The organism is Streptomyces sp. SID8374 (assembly GCF_009865135.1).
In the GTDB taxonomy this organism is placed as follows: domain Bacteria; phylum Actinomycetota; class Actinomycetes; order Streptomycetales; family Streptomycetaceae; genus Streptomyces.
Genome location: NZ_WWGH01000001.1, coordinates 3,809,904 through 3,829,808, shown reverse-complemented (window position 1 = coordinate 3,829,808; position 19,905 = coordinate 3,809,904). Strand labels below are relative to the sequence as shown.

The window sequence follows — 19,905 nt, the reverse complement described above, 5'->3', positions numbered from 1 at the left end:
GTAGGGGGCCTTCAGCACCATGAGCGTTGTCACCAACACGACCACCATCGGCGCGATCGACGCACCGAGCCGCCGCAACACCGAGCTGATGATGCTGGTTTTCGCCATCGCCATCTCGGTCTTCGCCTACGCCAACGTCGGCCTCGCGCTGGACGGTTCACTGCCGTCGGGCATGTTCGGCTACGGCGCCGGGCTCATCCTGCTCGGCGGCGTGGCCCACCTCGTGGTGCGCAAGTTCGCGCCGTACGCGGACCCGCTGCTGCTGCCGCTCGCGACTCTGCTCAACGGGCTGGGCCTGGTGCTGATCTGGCGGCTGGACCAGTCGCCGCGGCTGATCCAGCGGGCGGAGCAGCTGTACGGGGCGTACAGCCCCGACGCACCCAAGCAGCTGCTGTACTCGGCGATCGGCGTCGCCTTTTTCGTCGCCGTGCTGATGATCCTCAAGGACCACCGCATCCTCCAGCGCTACACCTACATCTCCATGGTGGCCGCGCTCATCCTCCTGATCATCCCCATGTTCTTCCCCGCCGTGAACGGCGCGAAGATCTGGATCAGCCTGGGCCCCTTCTCCATCCAGCCGGGTGAGTTCGCCAAGATCCTCATCGCGGTCTTCTTCTCCGGCTATCTCATGGTGAAGCGGGACGCACTGGCGCTGGCCAGCCGCCGCTTCATGGGGATCTACCTGCCGCGTGGCCGCGACCTCGGACCGATCATCACGATCTGGGCGCTGTCGATCCTGATCCTGGTCTTCGAGACCGACCTCGGTACCTCGCTCCTCTTCTTCGGCATGTTCGTGGTGATGCTCTACGTCGCCACGGAGCGCACCAGCTGGATCGTCTTCGGTCTGCTGATGTCGGCGGTCGGCGCGGTCGGTGTGGCCTCCTTCGAGTCGCACGTGCAGCAGCGTGTGAGCGCCTGGCTCGACCCCTTCTCCGCGGAGACCTGGGCGCAGAGCGACCAGCTCGGCCAGTCCCTCATGGCCTTCGCCTCGGGCGGCACGCTCGGCACCGGCCTCGGACAGGGCCACTCCGACCTGATCATGTTCGCCGCCAACGCCGACTTCATCCTCTCCACGGTCGGCGAGGAGCTGGGACTGGCCGGGATGATGGCCGTCCTGCTGGTCTACGCCCTGATCGTCGAACGGGGCGTCCGTACGTCGCTGGCCGCCCGTGACCCCTTCGGCAAGCTGCTCGCCATCGGCCTCTCCGGGGCGTTCGCCATCCAGATCTTCGTGGTCGCCGGCGGCGTGATGGGCCTCATCCCGCTCAGCGGTATGACCATGCCGTTCCTCGCGTACGGTGGTTCGTCCGTGCTCGCCAACTGGGCGCTGATCGCCATCCTCATCCGCATCAGCGACACCGCCCGGCGGCCCGCCCCCACGCCCTCACCGTCCACCGACGCCGAGATGACCCAGGTGGTCCGACCGTGAACAAGCCCCTGCGCCGGATCGCCATCTTCTGCGGCATCCTCATGCTGGCGCTGATGGTGCGGACCAACTATCTGCAGTACGTCCGCGCCGACGAGCTCAACACCCGCGACGAGAACCGCCGCATCCGCATCGAGAGGTACGCCCACGAGCGCGGCAACATCATCGTCGACGGCAAGGCCGTCACCGGGTCCGTCGAGACCAACGGCAGCGACTTCAAGTACAAGCGGGTCTGGAAGGACGGGCCCCTGTGGGCCCCCGTGACCGGCTACTCCTCGCAGGCCTTCGACTCCTCGCAGCTGGAGAACCTCGAGGACGGCATCCTCACCGGCAACAGCGACCAGCTCTTCTTCAACCGCACCCTGGGGATGTTCACCGGGGAGAAGAAGCAGGGCGGCAACGTCGTGACCACGCTCAACGGGGCCGCCCAGAAGGCCGCGTTCAAGGGGCTCGGGGACAAGAAGGGCGCCGTCGTCGCCCTCGACCCGCAGACCGGCGCCATCCTCGCGCTGGCGAGCACCCCCTCGTACGACCCCTCGGTCTTCGCGGGCAACTCCAACAAGGACTCCGAGGCGCGGGAAAAGCTCCTGAAGGACAAGGACAAGCCGATGCTCAACCGGGCATTGCGCGAGACCTACCCGCCCGGCTCCACCTTCAAGGTCGTCACCGCCGCCGCCGCCCTGGAGAACGGGCTCTACGACGACATCGACGCCAAGACGGACTCGCCGCTGCCCTGGACGCTGCCGCAAACCACCGTTCCGTTGCAGAACGAGGGCAACATCCCCTGCGAGAACGCCTCGTTGCGCGAGGCCCTGCGCTGGTCGTGCAACACCGTCTTCGGGAAGATGAGCGACGACCTCGGCAACAAGAAGATGATCGAGCAGACGGACAAGTTCGGCTTCAACAAGGAAGTCTTCACGCCCGTCCGCGCCGACGCGAGCATCTACCCCGAGGACAACAAGCCGCAGAACGCGATGGCCGGTATCGGCCAGGCGTCCAACCGGACCACCCCGCTCCAGATGGCCATGGTGGCCTCCGCCATCGCCAACGACGGCAAGCTGATGCAGCCGTACATGGTCGCCAAGCGCCAGGCGCCCAACCTGGACGACATCTACACCGCCGAACCCGAGGAGCTGAGCCGGGCGCTGTCCGGCGAGAACGCCCAGAAGGTCCAGCAGATGATGGAGACCGTCGTCAAGGACGGTACGGGAACCAGGGCACAGATCCCCGGCGTCACAGTGGGCGGCAAGACCGGTACCGCCCAGCACGGCCTGAACAACAGCGAGAAGCCGTACGCCTGGTTCATCTCGTACGCGAAGACCGACAACGGCTCCCCGGTCGCCGTCGCCGTCGTGGTCGAGGACGGCAACGCCAACCGGGACGACATCTCCGGTGGCGGACTGGCCGCCCCGATCGCGCGCGACGTGATGAAGGCGGTCATCGACAGCAAGCAGTGAGACCCGTCACGGCGGCCGCCCGTCCATACCGGACATCGCATACCGGTCGGATATCGGCTTGCCGGGTGCGGGCTGATCACCTGCCGCGTGCCCGGTAGCGTATGCGCGAACAGCGCACCGCCGGACCACACACACGGGTGCGGTCAGGACTGACGGAGAGGGCTGGAACAGTTATGGAAGAGCCGCGTCGCCTCGGCGGCCGGTACGAGCTGGGCTCGGTGCTCGGCCGTGGTGGCATGGCCGAGGTCTACCTCGCCCACGACACCCGGCTCGGCCGCACCGTAGCTGTGAAGACGCTCCGGGCCGACCTGGCCCGTGACCCGTCCTTCCAGGCCCGGTTCCGCCGTGAGGCCCAGTCGGCCGCCTCGCTCAACCACCCCGCGATCGTCGCCGTCTACGACACCGGCGAGGACTACGTCGACGGGGTCTCCATCCCGTACATCGTGATGGAGTACGTCGACGGGTCGACCCTGCGGGAGCTGCTGCACTCCGGGCGCCGGCTGCTGCCCGAGCGGACGCTGGAGATGACCGTCGGCATCCTCCAGGCGCTCGAATACTCGCACCGCGCCCAGATCGTCCACCGTGACATCAAGCCGGCCAACGTCATGCTGACGCGCACCGGCCAGGTCAAGGTCATGGACTTCGGCATCGCCCGCGCCATGGGCGACTCCGGCATGACCATGACGCAGACCGCCGCGGTCATCGGCACCGCCCAGTACCTCTCCCCGGAGCAGGCCAAGGGCGAGCAGGTCGACGCGCGCTCCGACCTGTACTCCACCGGCTGCCTGCTCTACGAGCTGCTCGCGGTCCGGCCCCCGTTCGTCGGGGACTCGCCCGTCGCCGTGGCCTACCAGCACGTGCGCGAGGAGCCGCAGCCGCCGAGCACCTTCGACCCGGAGATCACGCCCGAGATGGACGCGATCGTGCTGAAGGCGCTCACCAAGGACCCGGACTACCGCTACCAGTCCGCCGACGAGATGCGGGCCGACATCGAGGCCTGCCTCGACGGCCGGCCGGTCGCGGCCGCGGCGGCGATGGGTGCCGTGGGGTACGGGGGCTACGACGGCTACAACGCCGACCAGCCCACCACCGCCCTGCGCCCGACCGACCCGAACAACGCGCCCACGTCGATGCTGCCCCCGGTCAACCCGGACGACGGCGGCTACGGCTACGACGACCGGGCGGGCCGCCGGCGCCAGCCGCAGAAGAAGAGCAACCTCTCGACGATCCTGCTGGTCATCGCGGGCATCCTGGTGCTCGTCGGCGCGATCCTGATCGGCAAGGCCGTGTTCAGCGACAACGGCAGCGACGGCCAGGTCCCGGTGCCGAACATGGTCGGCTCCACCGTCAAGGAGGCGGAACAGCTCGCCGAACGGGCGGGGGTGGTCCTCAAGGTCGCCGGCGAGGAGCCGTGCGAGCAGCAGGAGAAGGGCAAGATCTGCTCGCAGACCCCCACGAACGGCAGCACCATGGAGGAGAACGGGACCGTCGAGGTCAAGGTCTCCACCGGCGCGCCGAAGATCGAGGTGCCCGACGTCCTGGAGAAATCCGAGGACAGCGCCCGCAAGGCCTTGGAGGACAAGGGCTTCACGGTCAACGTGACCGCGGTCGAGTCCGAGAAGACCGAGGGCACGGTGATCGAGCAGAAGCCCAAGGGCGGTTCGCAGGCGGAGGACGGCTCCGAGGTGACCATCACGGTCGCCAAGAAGGAGACCCTGGATCTGCCCGACATGCGCACCCGCACCTTCGCGGCCGCCGAACAGCAGCTGCGGGGCATCGGCTTCACCAACATCTCGCGCACCGACGTCGACTCGGAAGAGCCGAAGGACGTGGTCATCGACCAGACCCCGCAGCCCGGCAAGCACGCCAAGGACGCGCAGATCGTCCTCAAGGTCTCCAAGGGCCCGGCGGAGCCGCCGGAGCCCGAGAAGACCCAGGTCCCGCAGATCCAGGGCATGAAGCTCGGCGAGGCCAAGGCGAAGCTCCAGGAGGCGGGCCTCCAGGTCGGCAACGTCCAGGGCTCGCAGGACGACAACGCCACGGTGGTCGTCGTGCAGCCGGGGGTCGGCGAGACCGTCGACAAGAACTCGGCGGTCAACCTGATCGCCACCCCGGGCGGCGGCGGGGACCAGGGCGGCGGCGGCATCTTCGGAGGCCCGTCCGGCAGGTAGCGCCTGGACAGCTGTACGAGGAAGGGCCCCGGTCACCATCCACGGTGACCGGGGCCCTTCGCCGTAACCGGCGGGCACATGAAGCGGAGGGCTAGAGGAGCTCCACCGGCTTCGTACGGTCCTTGTCGACCTTCTCCGTACGCTCCAGCTCGCCCCAGACGATGTACCGGTACTTCGACGTGTAGACCGGGGTGCAGGTCGTCAGCGTGATGTAGCGGCCGGGCTTCTTGACGCCCGACTCCTCCGGGACCGGCTGGATCACGTCGACGTTGAACTTCGACGTCTCGGGGAGGGACTTGTAGACCTTGTAGACGTACCAGGTGTCCTTGGTCTCGAAGACGACCGCGTCACCGTTCTTCAGCTTGTCGATGTTGTGGAACTTGGCGCCGTGCCCGTCCCGGTGGGCGGCCAGCGTGAAGTTGCCCTGGTCGTCCCAGGGGAGGGCGGAGGGGACCGGGTCGGTGTAGTAGCCCGCGATGCCGTTGTTCAGGGTCTTGGGGTCGGTGCCCTTCTTGACCAGCACCTCGCCGTTCTTCATGGCGGGTACGTGCAGGAAGCCGATGCCGTCCTTGGTGTCCAGGGCGCCCGGGCCCTCCGCCCACTTGCTGCGGACCGTGTCGCCCTGCTTGTCGGCCTCGCGGTCGGCGAGCACGTTGGTCCACCACAGGGAGTACGCGACGAAGAGCGCGAGCACCAGGCCCGCGGTGATCAGGAGCTCGCCGAAGACGCTGACGGCCGTGGCGATGGGGTGCCTGCCGGGCCGGGGTGCGGGAGGCGCGGACGCGTCGGTCCGCTCGTCGTGCTCGGTCCTCGCTGCCACCGCACCGCCCCTGTCGTGATGATGTTCAGCCCACGAGCGCCTTGGGCTTCCCCTCGCTGCGCGGCCGTTCGTCGACCATCTTGCCCCAGACGATCAGCCGGTAGGTACTCGTGAACTCCGGTGTGCAGGTGGTCAGCGTGATGTACCGGCCCGGCTCGGTGAACCCGGATCCGACCGGGATCGGTTCGATCACCGAGATGTTGGACGGTGAGGTCTGCGGCAGGACGCTGGTCATCTCGTACGTGTAGTACGCGTCCCGGGTCTCGACGACGATCGGGTCGCCGGGGCTGAGCTTGTTGACGTAACGGAACGGTTCCCCGTGGGTGTTCCGGTGGCCGGCCACCGCGAAGTTGCCCTGCTCGTCCTCGGGCATCGCCGTCTTCAGCTTGCCCTCGCCGTAGTGGCCGAGCATGCCCCGGTCGAGGACCTTCTCCTTGTTGATGCCCTCGGCGATCGGGACGACGACGTCCAGCTTGGGGATGTGCATGATCGCGAAGCCCTGGCCGGGCGCGAACACCCCTGGCTTGCCCGCCCCCTTGGCCCACTCCTCCTGGATCTTGTTCGTCTCCTTGCCGGCGATCTGCTCGGCCCGGACGTTGGTCCACCAGAGCTGGTAGGTGACGAACAGCAGCATCAGGACGCCCAGCGAGATGAAGATCTCGCCGACGGCCCGGCTGGCGACCACGGCCGGACTGTCCTTGGCCGCCTTCGCCGCGCGCCGCGCCTCCATCCGGGACATGGGGGCGGCGGGCTTGGTGCCCGCTGCCGCGGCCGTGGGGGCGGGGCGGCGGCCGCGCCCCTTGGCCGCCTTGCGCCGCTCGGCCCGACCGCCGGTGACCGGTTCGGCCGGCGCGGACCGCTCGGGCCGTTCAGCCGGCTCGTACGGCTCCGGCGGCTCGAATCGTCCGGTCGGCTCGTACGTCTCGGACGGCTCCGGTCTTTCGCCCGGCTCCGCCACTATTCGCCGGGTGTCCGCCGTCCGCAGCCCCAGGGTCTCGTCGGCCGGAGGCACCGGGGCGGAGGCCGCCACGGAAACGGGAGCGGACACAGGAGCGGGCGCGGGCGCGGGAGAAGGCCCGGGGGAGGGCGCAGGCGCCTGCTGGGAGCCGTACCAGTCCCGTCGGTACCCCTCGGGGTCGTACCACTCGCTCGGGGCCCCCTGGGGCTGCTCAGGCCCCCCGTACGCCAACGGCCCGCCGCCCGCGTCCCCCTGGGCGGACTCGCTCCGGAACCACGGGGAGGCGTGCTGCCCGGACAGCGGATCGTGGAGCGGGTCCGGCAGGGGGTCCTTGAGCGGGTCCGGCAGCGGATCGCTGAGCGGGTCCGCGAGGCCGTCCACCGCCGCGACGAACGCCCCGTCGGCCCCGTACGCCCCGTGCGCGTACGGGCCCTGAGGTCCGGTGCCGTCCTCGGGGCGGGGTGCGGTCACGCGGCGGCCTTGCCCACCACCGGCGCGAGACCCGCCGACCGCGCCACGGCCCCCTGGTCGCCGCACTGCTCCAGCCAGTTGGCGAGCATCAGGTGGCCGTACTCGGTGAGCACCGACTCGGGGTGGAACTGCACGCCCTCCACGGCCCGGTCCCGGTGGCGCAGCCCCATGATGATGCCGTCCGCCGTGCGGGCCGTGACCTCCAGCTCCGGGGGCAGCGCGGCCGGTTCGGCGGCGAGCGAGTGGTAGCGGGTGGCGGTGAAGGGGGAGGGCAGCCCGGCGAAGACGCCCTTGCCCTCGTGGTCCACGGGCGAGGTCTTGCCGTGCAGCAGCTCGGGGGCCCGGTCGACGACCCCGCCGTACGCGACCGCCATCGACTGCATCCCCAGGCAGACGCCGAAGACCGGAACGCCGGTGTCCGCGCAGTGGCGCACCATCTCGACGCAGACCCCGGCCTGCTCCGGTGTGCCGGGGCCGGGGGAGAGCAGGACGCCGTCGAAGCCGTCCTGGGCGTGGGCGGTGGTCACCTCGTCGTTGCGCAGCACCTCGCACTCGGCGCCGAGCTGGTAGAGGTACTGGACGAGGTTGAAGACGAAGCTGTCGTAGTTGTCCACGACGAGGATGCGTGCGCTCACTGCCCGGCTCCTGCCCCACCGGCGCTCGCGCCGTCGACGGTCACATCACCGAACGGGAGCAGCGGCTCCGCCCAGGGGAAGACGTACTGGAACAGCGCGTAGACGACCGCGAGAACCAGCACGAGCGCGATGACGCCGCGCACCCATGCGTTGCCCGGCAGATGCCGCCAGATCCAGCCGTACATGCTGACCCCTCCATTCGGTACCCGCACCAGACTAGAGGGCCGCGGCCGGAGAGTGGGTCAGCCTGTGGAAAACCCCGGCCCGGCCCAGGTCAGCCGGTAAGCTCCGGCGGCCTCCCCTCGCCCACCGGCCGGGTCGCGTCCAGGTGCGCCCAGGCGATCAGCCGGTGGCTGCTGCCCCACTCGGGCTCGCAGGTGGTGAGCGTCAGGTAGCGGCCGGGCCCCTCGAAGCCGGAGCGGCGGGGGACGGGGTCGACGACGGCCGTGTCGGTGGGCACGGTCCGGTAGGGCTCCTTCGCGATGCGGTACGTGAACCAGGTCGTGCCGTCGTTGACGATCACCGCGTCCCCGGGGCGGAGCCGGGGGAAGTCCTTGAAGGGGTCCCCGTACGTCCGGCGGTGCCCGGCCACCGCGAAGTTTCCCCTCTCGCCCGGCCGGGCGGTACCGCTGTAGTGGCCGAGGCCCTTCTGCAAGGTCCTGGCCTCGGTGTTCTCCAGGACGGGCCACTCCCAGCCGGCGCCGAAACGGGGGATGTGCAGGGTCGCGAACGGCTCTCCGTCGCGGTACGGGGACGGGGCCGGTGACACGGAGGGGCCGGGGCCCGGGGCGGGGGCCGCGGGCTGCTCCTGGGCCCAGCGGCTGCGGAGTGTCTCGATCTCGCCCCCGGCCGCATCGGCGGCCTTGACGCCGGTCCACAGCAGGACGTAGGCGACGAACAGGACGATCACCGCGCCCACGGTGATGCACAGTTCGCTGAAGGTCCTGACGACGAGCCGTACCGCTCGCGTCGTACGCGCGGTCCGCGCCCCTCGCGCCGATGGCCGCACCGACAGTCGTGACGACACCGGACGGCCTCCCGGGGGCTCAGCGCGGGTTCACTCCACAGGCTTCGCGTAGTGGAGATCCACTGTGCCCGAGTAGCCGGGAAGAGTCACCGCGTCGTCCTGGTCGACTTTCCAGCCCAGCCCGTACGCCTTCACGTACAGCTGGTAGTTCTGGATCGCCGTGGAGTTGTCGAGGGCCCGCCTGAGCTTGCCGGGGTCACCCACGGCGGTGACCTTGTACGGCGGGGAGTAGACGCGGCCCTGGAGGATCAGGGTGTTGCCGACGCAGCGGACCGCGCTGGTGGAGATCAGCCGCTGGTCCATCACCTGGATCCCGCGCGCCCCGCCCTGCCACAGGGCGTTCACCACGGCCTGGAGGTCCTGCTGGTGGATGACCAGGTCGTTGGGCTGGGGGTCGGGGTAGCCGGGGTTGGCGGTGGCGTCCGGGGGCGCGTCGTCGAGTGTGACGCTGACGGCGTCGCCGGTGATCTTCGTGGTGCCGGCCGCCTTCTCCAGGGCCTTCAGCTTGGCGTCCTCCGCCGCGGTGGAGCCGTCGTCGCGCTGGGCGAGCGCGTCGATGTCCGCGCGGGCGGAGGCGACCGCGTCGTTCAGCCCGGCGTTGTTCTCGCTGCGCTCCCTGATCAGGTCGGAGAGCTTGAGCAGGGAGGAGTCGCTGCGCAGATTGGTGCCCTTGGCGGTGTTGGCGCTGGTGACGAAGATCAGGCCGGCCAGGGCGAAGACAGCAGCGGTGAGCCCCCGGACCGCCCACGCGGAGGTGTGCCGGACCGGGCCTTCGGGAGAGTCGGCAGAATTGCTCAACGTACCCTTATCTCATCGGGCGCCATGGAAGCACTACGCTAACGGACGCCCGGGGGAGGCAGCATTCCCCCTGGCACCACCGCCCCGGCGCCCGCCACAGATCCCTGCGCGGTCACGCAGCGCATCGACAGGAGAGTCCCTCGTGCCGAAGTCACGTATCCGCAAGAAGGCCGACTTCACGCCGCCCTCGGCGAAGCAGGCAACCGCTATAAAGCTGACCAACCGCAGCTGGGTCGCTCCGGTGATGCTGGCCCTGTTCCTCCTCGGGCTGGCCTGGATCGTGGTGTTCTACGTGACCGAGGGCGATCTGCCGATCGACGCCCTGGGCAACTGGAACATCGTCGTGGGCTTCGGCTTCATCGCCGGTGGCTTCGCCGTCTCCACGCAGTGGAAGTAGCGCGCGCTCACAGCACATGGGGCGCACCCGCACAAGCCTTGCCCTGAGTTACCCACAGAGTTATCCACAGCTGGGGGAAAAGGTCAGACGATCTGTGGATAACCTCCACTCAAGTTGACGCCGGTGTGACCGCAGCCTCCCTCTTCCGAGGGGGGCTGCGCCGTGTGCTGCCAAGGAAAAACCCAGCTCAGCGATGGCGGGCACAGATGTTCCCCTTGCCATGCACAAGGTTGGGGGCTCACTGTGGACAACTGGGGTCTGCCCTGGGGGCGGCGCCCCCTTTCCACCCGGCTCAGGTCAGGGACATCGTGCGCGCGACGACGATCGCGACGCAGGCCAGCAGCACCAGCGCACAGGTCCCGGCCTGCACCGCCGTACGCCGCTCACGCGGTGCGTGCACCATCCCGACCGCGATCAGGGCGCCCGCGACAAGGCCGCCCACATGCGCCTCCCACGCGATCCCGCCCATGGTGAAGGTGAAGACCAGGTTGATCGCCAGCAGCACCAGCACCGGACGCATGTCGTAGTTCATCCGGCGCATGAGGACGGCGGTGGCGCCGAACAGGCCGAAGACCGCACCGGACGCACCCAGCGAGGGCTGGTTCGGCGCGGCGATCAGATACATCAGCGCGCTGCCCGCGAGGCCGGAGAGCAGATAGAGCGCGAGATAGCGGACGCGGCCGAGCGCCGCCTCCAGCGGCCCGCCGAGCCACCACAGACCCAGCATGTTGAACCCGATGTGCCACACCTCCTGGTGCAGGAACATCGAGGTCACCAGGCGGTACCACTGCCCCTCGGCGACGCCTTCGATCGAACCCGGCGGCGGGGTCGGGTCCCAGGCCCGGCCGAGCAGCACCAGGTCGTCGAGGAGGGACTCGGGGGCGGCCGCGACCAGGATGAAGACCGCGAGATTGATGCCGAGCAGGATCTTGGTGATCAGCCGGGGATCGGCGGCCACGGTGCCGCCGGCCAGCGTGCGGGGCGTGCTGGCTGCCGGGTGGTGGCCGGTGCCCGAGCCCTGGCGTACGCAGTCGGGGCACTGGAAGCCGACGGAGGCGCTGACCATGCACTCCGGGCAGATCGGCCGCTCGCAGCGCGTGCAGCTGATCCCGGTCTCCCGGTCGGGGTGCCGGTAGCAGACCGGCAGGGCCGTCCCGTCCTGCCGTATGCCCCGGTCCGCCGGTGGCTGCTGGTCCATCGGCCTGGCCTGCCTCTCGGTCTCGCCCCGGGCGCCGCACACACGGACGCCCCGCTGGTCCGCTATGTAACAGTACGGACGGGCGGGGCGGTTGGTTCCCGTACGGATCTCTCCCGCGGGCTCTGCCGACAGGTCTCCTGCGGGCTCCGGCGACAGGTCTCCTGCGGTCTCCGCCGGGGAGCGGGCCGTCAGCGGGTCTCGACGACCACGGACTCGATGACCACGTCCTGCACGGGGCGGTCGGTACGCGGGTTGGTCGGGGTGGCCGCGATGGCGTCGACGACCTTGCGGCCCGCCTCGTCGGCGACCTCGCCGAAGATGGTGTGCTTGCCGGTCAGCCAGGCGGTGGGCGAGACGGTCAGGAAGAACTGCGAGCCGTTGGTCCCCGGGCCCGCGTTGGCCATGGCCAGCAGATACGGCTTGGTGAAGGCCAGCTCCGGGTGGAACTCGTCGGCGAACTTGTAGCCCGGGCCGCCCGTCCCGTTGCCCAGCGGGTCGCCGCCCTGGATCATGAACCCGCTGATGACCCGGTGGAAGACGGTGCCGTCGTACAGCCGGTCCGTGGACTTCACACCGGTCTCGGGGTTGGTCCACTCCCGCTGTCCGGTGGCCAGCTCGACGAAGTTCCTGACCGTCTTGGGGGCGTGGTTCGGCAGGAGCCGGATCTCGATGTCGCCCTGGTTCGTCTTCAAGGTGGCGTAAAGCTGCTCGGCCACGATCTGCCTTCCGTAATCCTTCGCTGACGTCCGCCGATCCTCCCACGTACCGGGAAATGTACGGCCGGATGCCTGGTGGAACGGCGCGTTCACCGCCGAACCATGGCATTGTCGTCGGCACACTTCACTTGCACTGTTTTACCCACTTGCACGGTTTTGACGGATATAGCGATCATGACCCGGATGCCCGTCCCGAGTGCCGGTCATGGCCGCGACAGGCATGATTTCGAATTGGGCGGAAAGGCGGAGTACCTACCCGCCACCAAGGAGGAGGATCCCGTGACCCGCATCGACAGCGTGCGCGCCGCAACCGACTCGGCCAGGGACAGCGCGCAGCACGCCGCGGAAGTGGTGGCGCCGTACGCCGACACGGCCAGGGAGCAGGCTGCCCACTATGCGCACGAGGCCCGTGTACGGCTCGCGCCCAAGGTGACCAAGGCCGCCAAGCAGGCCCGTGTCCAGTACGAGTCCCATCTCGCACCGCGTCTCGAACAGGCCCTGACCCACGTACCGCCGAAGGTCGACGAGGCCGCACAGCGTGCGGCGCACTCGACCCGCAAGGCCGCCCGGACCGCCGCCGACTACACCGCACCGCGCGTGGAGCAGGCCCGGGCGGCGGCCGCGCCGGTCGCCGAGCAGGCGAGCGCCCGCAGCGCCGCCGCGCTGGCCGCGCTGCGGAGCAACGTCACGGCCAAGGAGATCCAGAAGCTGGCCCGTAAGCACGAGCGGCGGGCCAAGGCCGGCCGGGCGACCAAGGGGCTGCTGGTGCTGGGTGTCCTCGCCGGTGGCGCCTATGCCGCCTGGCGCTGGTGGGACAAGCAGGCCAACCCGGACTGGCTGGTGGAGCCGCCCGTCGCCACCGAGGTGGGCGACGAGCGTTCGCCGCTGAGCTCGGTCGACGGCAGCGGCCAGGCCGTACTCGACCCGGAGGTCAAGGCCAAGCAGGCCGAGGCCGAGGCCGACGGGGACACCCCGGGCCTGGACGACCGCCCCTGACGGCGGCGGTGGTCCCGTAACCGCGTGACAACGTAAAACGCTGGTCCGCCGCAGACCCCCGACGGGGCTGCGGCGGACCAGCGTTTTACGTTGTCACCGCCGCGGGGGCCTTCTCATTGCCGCCCCAGGACGCCGCGGGGACCTTCCCGTCGCCGCCCCAGGACGCTGGTGTAGCTTCCGATGAGTACCTGCTCCCATGAGTACCTGCTCCCACGAAAGGCCCTTCCTGTGGTCCGAGTCCCCCGGCCGCGGAAGGCCGTCGTCGCGGTGGCGGCCTGCGCCCTGACCGCCGGTGCCCTGGTGTCGTGCGGAGCGGACTCCCCGGGGGAGGGCGTCACCTCCGCCCCGCACGCCGAGGACGCGGCCTGCGAGCAGCTCGCCGACCGCTACCCGGACCGCCTCGGCGGCCAGGAGCTGACGTTCACCGACCGACCCGGGGTCGCGGTCTGGGGCGAGAACACCATCGTGCTGCGCTGCGGGGTCGAGTTGCCCGTCCCCACCACCGACCCGTGCGCGACCGTCGACGGCGTGGACTGGGTCCTGCGCGAGGACCGCTCGAAGGACGGCGGGAAGGTGGTCGTCACCTACGGCCGCGACCCGGCCGTGGAGGCCGTGATCTCCGACGGCATCGTGGCCGTCGACGACGTGATGGTGGACCTGTCCGCGCTGGTCAGGCCGGTGAAGACGTACACGAAGTGCATCAGCCTCGACGACGTCCAGCCCCCGTCGCCCTCCGGCTGACCGAGCCCCCGCCCGGACCCGTCGGCCCCGCTTGCCAGTCGCGAAGGAGTCGCGATGGCCGTGGCCCCCTGCTCCGCAGGGGCGGACGGACCGGCAGCCGAAAAAGACCCCCCTGACCGGAGGAGAACAGGTCAGGAGGGTCTTTCCTCGATGTGGAGCCTAGGAGATTCGAACTCCTGACATCTGCCTTGCAAAGGCAGCGCTCTACCAACTGAGCTAAGGCCCCGAAACACAGCAAACAAGGACAACGCCGAACACGTCCGTGCCACGGCGGCCGTCGCAGACAAGAGTACCGGGTGCCCGGCGAATCTTGTAAAAGGATAGGGACTGCCGGTGGGCGACCACTCTCCGTAAGATGCTCGACGAGGTTCGCAGCAGCGAAGCCGCAGCGAAGGGGAGACGCAATGGACGCAGCGCAACAAGAGGCGACGGCAAGAGCCAGGGAGCTTCAGCGCAGTTGGTACGGGGAGCCGCTGGGGGCGCTCTTCCGTCGGCTGATCGATGACCTCGGCCTGAACCAGGCACGGCTCGCCGCGGTTCTCGGGCTCTCGGCCCCCATGCTCTCCCAGCTGATGAGCGGTCAGCGGGCCAAGATCGGGAATCCGGCGGTCGTCCAGCGCGTCCAGGCACTTCAGGAGCTGTCGAGTCAGGTCGCGGACGGCAGCGTCAGCGCGGGGGAGGCCACCGACCGCATGGAGGAGATCAAGAAGTCGCAGGGCGGGTCCGTCCTGACCGGCACCGGCCAGACCACCTCGACCGGCGGCGCCCCCACCGTCCGCCGCGTGGTGCGCGAGATCCAGTCCCTGCTGCGGTCGGTCTCGGCGGCCGGCGACATCATCGATGCCGCCGACGCCCTCGCCCCGACCCACCCGGAGCTGGCAGAGTTCCTCCGGGTGTACGGGGCCGGCCGCACGGCGGACGCGGTCGCGCACTACGAGGGACACCAGAGCTAGCGGCTCAGGAGCACGACGGAACCAGGGCCTCGCACACGACCGGGGTCCCTGGTCCCGGCAGAGCCGTGGCGACGAACAGGAACTGGGAGCGGGCACAGCGCAATGGGTGAGGTCTTCGCCGGTCGGTACGAGCTGATCGATCCGATCGGACGTGGTGGGGTCGGTGCCGTCTGGCGGGCCTGGGACCACCGGCGCCGCAGGTACGTCGCCGCCAAGGTCCTGCAACAGAGCGACGCGCACACGCTGCTGCGCTTCGTCCGCGAGCAGGCCCTGCGCATCGAACACCCGCATGTCCTGGCCCCGGCCAGCTGGGCCGCCGACGACGACAAGGTCCTGTTCACCATGGACCTGGTCAGCGGCGGTTCGCTCGCCCATGTCATAGGCGACTACGGCCCGTTGCCGCCGCGCTTCGTCTGCCTGCTCCTGGACCAGCTGCTCTCCGGGCTCTCCACGGTGCACGCCGAAGGGGTGGTGCACCGTGACATCAAGCCGGCCAACATCCTGATGGAGGCGACCGGAACGGGCCGCCCGCATCTGCGCCTCTCCGACTTCGGCATCTCGATGCGCAAGGGCGAGCCCCGGCTGACCGAGACCAACTACGTGGTCGGCACGCCCGGTTACTTCGCCCCCGAGCAGATGATGGGCGCCGAGCCCGACTTCCCCGCGGACCTCTTCGCGGTCGGCCTGGTCGCCCTCTACCTCCTCCAGGGCCAGAAGCCCGACTCCCAGGCGCTGGTGGAGCACTTCGCCGCCCACGGCACCCCGGGCGCCCCCGAAGGCATCCCCGAGCCGCTCTGGCAGGTGCTCGCCGGGCTGTTGCAGCCCGACCCGCAGGCCCGGTTCCGTACGGCGACGGGGGCGCGCAAGGCCCTGACCGCGGCGGTCGAGATGCTGCCCGAGCCCGGCCCGGACGACGAGCCGGTGGAGGTGTTCGACCAGATCGGGCCGCTGCCCGCGGGGTTCGGCCCCGACGGCCCCGTAAAGGCGCCTACATCTCCTGCGTCTCCTGCGTCCCCCGCGCCCCTGTCGCCCCCGGAGCCCCAGCAGCCCTCACAGACGCCTCAACCGCCCGTCCAGGAGCCTCCCGTACCGCCGCCGCCCGTCTCCATGTCGGAGACCGGCAGCTTCCACCTGGCGCCCCCGCCCCAGCAGCAACCCCCGCAGCCCCAGCCCCAGTTCCACCAGCCCGCTCAGCCCGCCGCGCCTTCCCCGTACGCCGTCGGAGCCCCGGACCTCTCCCAGGCGCCGACCTCCGGCGTACCGCACGACGCCTCGGCGACCCGGCCCTACACCGCCCAGCAACACCAGCAGCAGCACGCCTTTTCCGCCCACGCTCCGGCGCACGCCCCCGCTCCCGTACCCGTACGGCAGACGCGGCCGGGACCGCCCCCGAAGGTGGCGGTCCCGGTCCTGGTGGTGGCGCTGATCTGTTTCGCGGTCGGCATCTGGGCGCTCACCCAGATGTGAGGGCGGCCGCTACCAGCCCTGCGGCGGCGGCCCCCCGAACGGCGGCTGCTGGTGGGCCGAGGCCACCCCGGCGGCCGCGCGGCGGCGGGCCAGCAGCGTCCAGGCGCCGAGGCCGAGCACCAGCACGGCACCCGTCCCGAACGCCCCGGCCGCGACCACCTGCATCGTCGCGCTCTTCGCGGCCTTCGGAGCGCTGTCCCCGCTCTTGGCCAGCTCCTTGTCCTTGCCGGTCACCGCGAAGATCCCGGGGTCACCCTCGTACGGCGACGCACCCGCCTCGTTCTTCACCTGGACCGTGGTCGTCAGCACGATCGGGTCCTCGCCGTAGGCCTCGGCGACCTTCGGGCTGAGCGTCACCGACAGGTAGTACCAGCCGGCGAAGCGCATCGCGCTGACCTGGGTGCCGTAGTCGTACCGATTGCGGTACGCCACCGGGGGCAGCGGTTTCAGCGCCGTGCTCGCGGACTTGCCGGCGTACGAGAGCGTCGTGTCCACGATGTGGCCCTGGGCGGGGTTGTCCAGCGAGAGCGTGAGCGCGTTGCCCACGAAGTCGGACTTCCCGCCCGGGGTGTTGCTCAGCACGGCGGAGGCGTAGATCTGCTGGCCCCAGTCCACCGGGACCCGGTAGAAGCGGGTCTGGCCCGGGGCGATCTCGTCGATCCACTCGCCGGTCTCCAGGCTGGTGGCGTCGTAGTAACTGCTGCCGCCCGTACGCTTCTTGGCCTCGACGGCCGGCGGGGCGGGGGTGGCGGAGGGCCAGTCCTTGGGCGCTGCGGTCTCCGTGGGTCCGCCGCTCCGCAGCCCGGGCTCCTCGACGAAACGCAGCTCCAGGTCCCACGCCTCGGGACTGGAGGCGGGCTTGCTCTCGCGCTCGATCAGGACGTCGTAGGGACCGGCGTCCCGGCAGGTGGTGCTCGTGCTCTTACCGATGGTCCGGTGGGCGTACGCGGCGATCGGCCGGGGGGTCTCGCCCGAGCCGAAGTTCACGCTGTTCGAGCTGCACCGGGAGTCGTTGAGGTCGCGGATGCTGATGGTGATCCCGTCCCCGTACGCCACCGTGCCGTCGCTCTTGGGGACCGCGACCGCCGAGACGTAGGCGTCGGTGAGGCTGTCGAGTTTCACCCGGTAGTAGAGCTTCTCGCCCGGCTTGATGGAGCTGCGGTAGACCGCCCCGGGCTGTAGGACGGATGCCTCGGCGTTGAGCTCCGCGCCCTGCACGTTCTTCGCGCCGGGGTCGAAGGCGTACGCCGGCGGCCCGGCCGCGTACGCCTGTCCCGGCAGCGCCGCCACCGCGCACATCGCGGCCACTGCCGCGAGCATCGCCCGCCCCCTGCTGCGCTGCCTTTTCACGCGCTTCCCCTCGTCGTCCGCATGGCCGCCCTGCGACGGCTGCGTACGAAGAGGCTCCCCCGGCCAGAATCGCCGGGCGCCCGCTCCGGCAGCGACCGCAATGCCGGTCCATCCTGCCCCGCCCGCACCGCCGCTGTCTCCGGCCACAGCCGGATTGCCCTACTTGTCCGTTCCCGCTCCCACCAGCGTCTTTGCTTCAGCAAGCTACTGATTTGCTCGGGTGAACTCAAGGGCAGGGCGTCACGGTCCCGCAACAGCACCGCGCTCCGCGTACGGCACCCACTGCACATCCGGCACCCGCCGCGCGTTCGGCACCCCCCTGCGCGTACACCCCCGGACAGCACGAAGCCCCGGCCGCTTCAGCGACCGGGGCCCCTAACAGACTGTGCCGTCTCACACACCCGAACCTGCGGGCACGGAGTCGGTCGCCTCCGTCCACAGATCCTGCTCGGCGCGATCCGCCTGGATCTGGCGGTACACGAGGAGCCCGCCGATGGCAGCCAGTGCGACCAGGAGAAGCTTCTTCACCGCGCGACCTCGTCTTTCCTTGGAATAGGGGCCTTCTGTCGCCGACTATACACACCGGCCGATACCGATCGGTGACCTGCATGGAACCCGAAAGCGGCCCGTCCCCGGCACCCCGACAGGGCTCGCACCGGCCCCCGTGACGCGTTCCGGACGGTCCGTCAGGCCCGGTTGCACCATACGAGTGGTGTTAATCCGAAGATCGGCGCAGCGCGGGCGTCGCTCCCCGAAATCGCGGTCCGGATCCACATGATCGGAGAAGTCAGCAACCGGACCACCTGAAAGCGAGGGGCCATGAGCACCTTCCAGCCCAAGAGCATCTGGACCGCCTTCATCACCGCCTTCTTCGCCCTGCTGGCGTCGCTGGGCCTCGCCACCGCCACGGCGAGCGCCGCGAACGCCACGAACGCCGCGCAGCCGAGCGCCACGACCCAGGAGCACACGGGTGCCACCGCGGCAACTCCACTCGCCCCCTCGGTCCGATGGACCCTTCCGCGTGACCGGGCCCTGCCGCCCACGATGAAGCAGCGCATCCGGGCGGAGGCCCACGGCTCCTCCCCGGCCACCCGCCACCTGTCGGCCGACACGACGGCCGCCGCCCGCACCACCGGCTCCTCCCACCACACAGCCCCGGAAGGCGACTCCCCGGTGCCACCCCCCTGATCCCGGCACCCACCGCACTCCGGGGCCCCTGGCCGGTACACACCGGCCAGGGGCCTCTCCGTATGTCCGGGCGCCGTTTCCCCTACGTCACCCGGCTTCTCCTACGTCACCCGACTTCTCCTACGTCAGCCGGCTCGGAACAGCGCCAGCTCCAGCAGCGCGTCCAGTCCCAACGCCCCCGCGACCGCCAGCGCGATCACCACGGAGAGGCACCCCAGCGCGCCCACCACCGACGCCCAGCCGCAGCCGACCGCCTGGTAGTAACCGCTGTCGTCGTCCCAGTCGTCCTGCACAGCCCCGCCCCGCGCCGCCCCCTGAGTCCCGCCGTCCTCCGCCAACGCGAAGACCCCCAGTCACTGCTGACTGGGGGTCTTCGTTCTGTGGGGCTAACAGGATTTGAACCTGTGGCCTCATCCTTATCAGGGATGCGCTCTAACCAACTGAGCTATAGCCCCGCCGCGCTCTCGCGCTGACTTCTGAAGATTAGCGCACGTCGGGGCCAGTCCCAAAATCGATACTCGGCGCGCTACTCGTCCTCGGCCAGCGTGAGCTCCACGCCGCCCACGAAGCCCGCCGAGAGGTTGTAGATGAAGGCGCCCAGCGTCGCCAGCGCGGTGGCCAGCACCACGTCGATCACGGCGATGACCGACGTGAAGATGAGCACGCGCGGCAGCGACAGGAACGACTGGAGGTCGAAGCCGTTGCTCTCGTTCGAGCCGGTGGCCTCGCTGATCGTGCCGCCCACGGTGGAGAAGACGCCCATCGCGTCCATCACCATCCACAGGACCGCCGCCGCCACCACCGTGCAGATGCCCAGGGCGATCGACAGCAGGAAGCTGACCTTCATCACCGACCACGGGTCGGCCTTGGCCACCCGCAGTCGGGCCTTGCGGGTACGCGGAGTGGTCCGCGCCCCCGTGCGCGGCTTGCGCGTCGCCTGCACGCCGCCCAGAGTGTCCCCGCCCTGCCCGGGGCGCTGCTGGCCGCCCTGGGTCCCGCCGCCGGGCGCCTGGTACGCCTGAGGCGGGTGGTACGGCCCCGACGGCCCCGGTGCGGGCTCACGCTCGCCGGGCAGCGGCCCGGTCGCGTAACCCTCGTACTGGGGCTGAGGCCCTCGTGTGTCCGTCACAGTGCCC

21 protein-coding genes and 2 tRNA genes are annotated in these 19,905 nt (G+C 70.1%); 9 read left to right on the top strand and 14 right to left on the bottom strand.

What is annotated here, in order from left to right; genetic code table 11:
• The first annotated feature begins 19 nt into the window (after positions 1–19).
• From GTY67_RS16785 to pknB, 3 genes are all read left to right on the top strand, one after another.
• Positions 20–1,429, top strand: a complete 1,410-nt coding sequence (locus tag GTY67_RS16785) for an FtsW/RodA/SpoVE family cell cycle protein (protein WP_161279207.1) — start codon at positions 20–22, stop codon at positions 1,427–1,429.
• Positions 1,426–2,883 (top strand): penicillin-binding transpeptidase domain-containing protein, encoded by a 1,458-nt coding sequence (locus GTY67_RS16780; protein WP_161279206.1) that lies wholly within the window; start codon positions 1,426–1,428, stop codon positions 2,881–2,883. The genes GTY67_RS16785 and GTY67_RS16780 overlap by 4 nt, the downstream gene beginning before the upstream one ends.
• A 173-nt stretch (positions 2,884–3,056) precedes the next feature.
• On the top strand, positions 3,057–5,054 hold the full coding sequence (gene pknB / locus GTY67_RS16775; protein ID WP_093686713.1) for a Stk1 family PASTA domain-containing Ser/Thr kinase: 1,998 nt from the start codon (positions 3,057–3,059) through the stop codon (positions 5,052–5,054).
• Positions 5,055–5,145: 91 nt separating this feature from the next.
• On the opposite strand, the gene GTY67_RS16770 is transcribed toward pknB, so the two are convergent.
• The 6 genes from GTY67_RS16770 to GTY67_RS16745 all read right to left on the bottom strand — a co-directional run bounded on the left by GTY67_RS16770 (position 5,146) and on the right by GTY67_RS16745 (position 9,763).
• Complete coding sequence (locus GTY67_RS16770) at positions 5,146–5,874, bottom strand: class E sortase (protein ID WP_161279205.1); 729 nt, start codon at positions 5,872–5,874, stop codon at positions 5,146–5,148.
• 25 nt (positions 5,875–5,899) lie between these two features.
• On the bottom strand, positions 5,900–7,303 hold the full coding sequence (locus GTY67_RS16765) for a class E sortase (RefSeq protein ID WP_161279204.1): 1,404 nt from the start codon (positions 7,301–7,303) through the stop codon (positions 5,900–5,902).
• Positions 7,300–7,938: an aminodeoxychorismate/anthranilate synthase component II gene (locus GTY67_RS16760; RefSeq protein ID WP_018513899.1), complete on the bottom strand. Its 639-nt coding sequence runs from the start codon at positions 7,936–7,938 to the stop codon at positions 7,300–7,302. The genes GTY67_RS16765 and GTY67_RS16760 overlap by 4 nt, the downstream gene beginning before the upstream one ends.
• A complete protein-coding gene (locus GTY67_RS16755) occupies positions 7,935–8,123 on the bottom strand; it encodes a hypothetical protein (RefSeq protein WP_093686716.1) in 189 nt (62 codons plus the stop codon). The genes GTY67_RS16760 and GTY67_RS16755 overlap by 4 nt, the downstream gene beginning before the upstream one ends.
• Positions 8,124–8,212: 89 nt before the next feature.
• On the bottom strand, positions 8,213–8,947 hold the full coding sequence (locus GTY67_RS16750; RefSeq protein WP_161280129.1) for a class E sortase: 735 nt from the start codon (positions 8,945–8,947) through the stop codon (positions 8,213–8,215).
• Positions 8,948–8,995: 48 nt separating this feature from the next.
• Entirely contained in the window at positions 8,996–9,763 is a 768-nt protein-coding gene (locus GTY67_RS16745; protein WP_093686718.1) for a DUF881 domain-containing protein, read from the bottom strand.
• Between the two features lie 142 nt (positions 9,764–9,905).
• Between GTY67_RS16745 and crgA the strand changes: the two genes are divergently transcribed.
• A complete protein-coding gene (crgA, locus tag GTY67_RS16740; RefSeq protein ID WP_093686719.1) occupies positions 9,906–10,160 on the top strand; it encodes a cell division protein CrgA in 255 nt (84 codons plus the stop codon).
• Between the two features lie 292 nt (positions 10,161–10,452).
• Here the strand turns inward: crgA and GTY67_RS16735 are convergent, their stop codons facing one another.
• Together GTY67_RS16735 and GTY67_RS16730 are read right to left on the bottom strand one after the other, a co-directional pair.
• Entirely contained in the window at positions 10,453–11,358 is a 906-nt protein-coding gene (locus GTY67_RS16735) for a rhomboid family intramembrane serine protease (protein ID WP_093686720.1), read from the bottom strand.
• Positions 11,359–11,546: 188 nt separating this feature from the next.
• Positions 11,547–12,074, bottom strand: coding sequence for a peptidylprolyl isomerase (locus tag GTY67_RS16730; RefSeq protein ID WP_093686721.1), 528 nt, complete (start codon positions 12,072–12,074; stop codon positions 11,547–11,549).
• 279 nt (positions 12,075–12,353) lie between these two features.
• Here GTY67_RS16730 and GTY67_RS16725 point away from each other — a divergent pair, with 279 nt between their 5' ends.
• Together GTY67_RS16725 and GTY67_RS16720 are read left to right on the top strand one after the other, a co-directional pair.
• Positions 12,354–13,070 carry a DUF5324 family protein gene (locus tag GTY67_RS16725; RefSeq protein WP_093686866.1) on the top strand — a complete coding sequence of 239 codons (717 nt, stop codon included), beginning with the start codon at positions 12,354–12,356 and terminating at the stop codon, positions 13,068–13,070.
• A 228-nt stretch (positions 13,071–13,298) separates the two neighbouring features.
• A complete protein-coding gene (locus GTY67_RS16720; RefSeq protein WP_161279203.1) occupies positions 13,299–13,811 on the top strand; it encodes a DUF3515 family protein in 513 nt (170 codons plus the stop codon).
• 153 nt (positions 13,812–13,964) lie between these two features.
• Here GTY67_RS16720 and GTY67_RS16715 read toward each other — a convergent pair.
• Positions 13,965–14,037: transfer RNA gene (locus GTY67_RS16715), tRNA-Ala, on the bottom strand.
• A gap of 178 nt (positions 14,038–14,215) precedes the next feature.
• Here GTY67_RS16715 and GTY67_RS16710 point away from each other — a divergent pair.
• Both GTY67_RS16710 and GTY67_RS16705 read left to right on the top strand, forming a co-directional pair.
• Positions 14,216–14,764, top strand: coding sequence for a DNA-binding protein (locus tag GTY67_RS16710; protein WP_073875146.1), 549 nt, complete (start codon positions 14,216–14,218; stop codon positions 14,762–14,764).
• Between the two features lie 102 nt (positions 14,765–14,866).
• Positions 14,867–16,231, top strand: a complete 1,365-nt coding sequence (locus tag GTY67_RS16705; RefSeq protein WP_093686723.1) for a serine/threonine-protein kinase — start codon at positions 14,867–14,869, stop codon at positions 16,229–16,231.
• Positions 16,232–16,240: 9 nt separating this feature from the next.
• Here GTY67_RS16705 and GTY67_RS16700 read toward each other — a convergent pair whose 3' ends face one another.
• Positions 16,241–17,551 carry a hypothetical protein gene (locus GTY67_RS16700; protein WP_202462093.1) on the bottom strand — a complete coding sequence of 437 codons (1,311 nt, stop codon included), beginning with the start codon at positions 17,549–17,551 and terminating at the stop codon, positions 16,241–16,243.
• 423 nt (positions 17,552–17,974) lie between these two features.
• Entirely contained in the window at positions 17,975–18,109 is a 135-nt protein-coding gene (locus GTY67_RS35010; RefSeq protein WP_003958712.1) for a DLW-39 family protein, read from the bottom strand.
• A gap of 291 nt (positions 18,110–18,400) precedes the next feature.
• Here GTY67_RS35010 and GTY67_RS16690 point away from each other — a divergent pair, with 291 nt between their 5' ends.
• The gene (locus GTY67_RS16690; protein ID WP_093686725.1) at positions 18,401–18,769 is read left to right on the top strand and encodes a DUF6344 domain-containing protein; all 369 of its coding nucleotides are present in this window, start codon (positions 18,401–18,403) and stop codon (positions 18,767–18,769) included.
• A gap of 125 nt (positions 18,770–18,894) precedes the next feature.
• Here the strand turns inward: GTY67_RS16690 and GTY67_RS16685 are convergent, their stop codons facing one another.
• The 3 genes from GTY67_RS16685 to GTY67_RS16675 all read right to left on the bottom strand — a co-directional run bounded on the left by GTY67_RS16685 (position 18,895) and on the right by GTY67_RS16675 (position 19,898).
• Entirely contained in the window at positions 18,895–19,062 is a 168-nt protein-coding gene (locus tag GTY67_RS16685) for a hypothetical protein (protein WP_161279201.1), read from the bottom strand.
• Positions 19,063–19,150: 88 nt separating this feature from the next.
• Positions 19,151–19,224 (bottom strand) — tRNA-Ile (locus tag GTY67_RS16680).
• A 71-nt stretch (positions 19,225–19,295) separates the two neighbouring features.
• Positions 19,296–19,898, bottom strand: a complete 603-nt coding sequence (locus tag GTY67_RS16675) for a DUF3566 domain-containing protein (protein WP_093686788.1) — start codon at positions 19,896–19,898, stop codon at positions 19,296–19,298.
• Positions 19,899–19,905 lie beyond the last annotated feature (7 nt).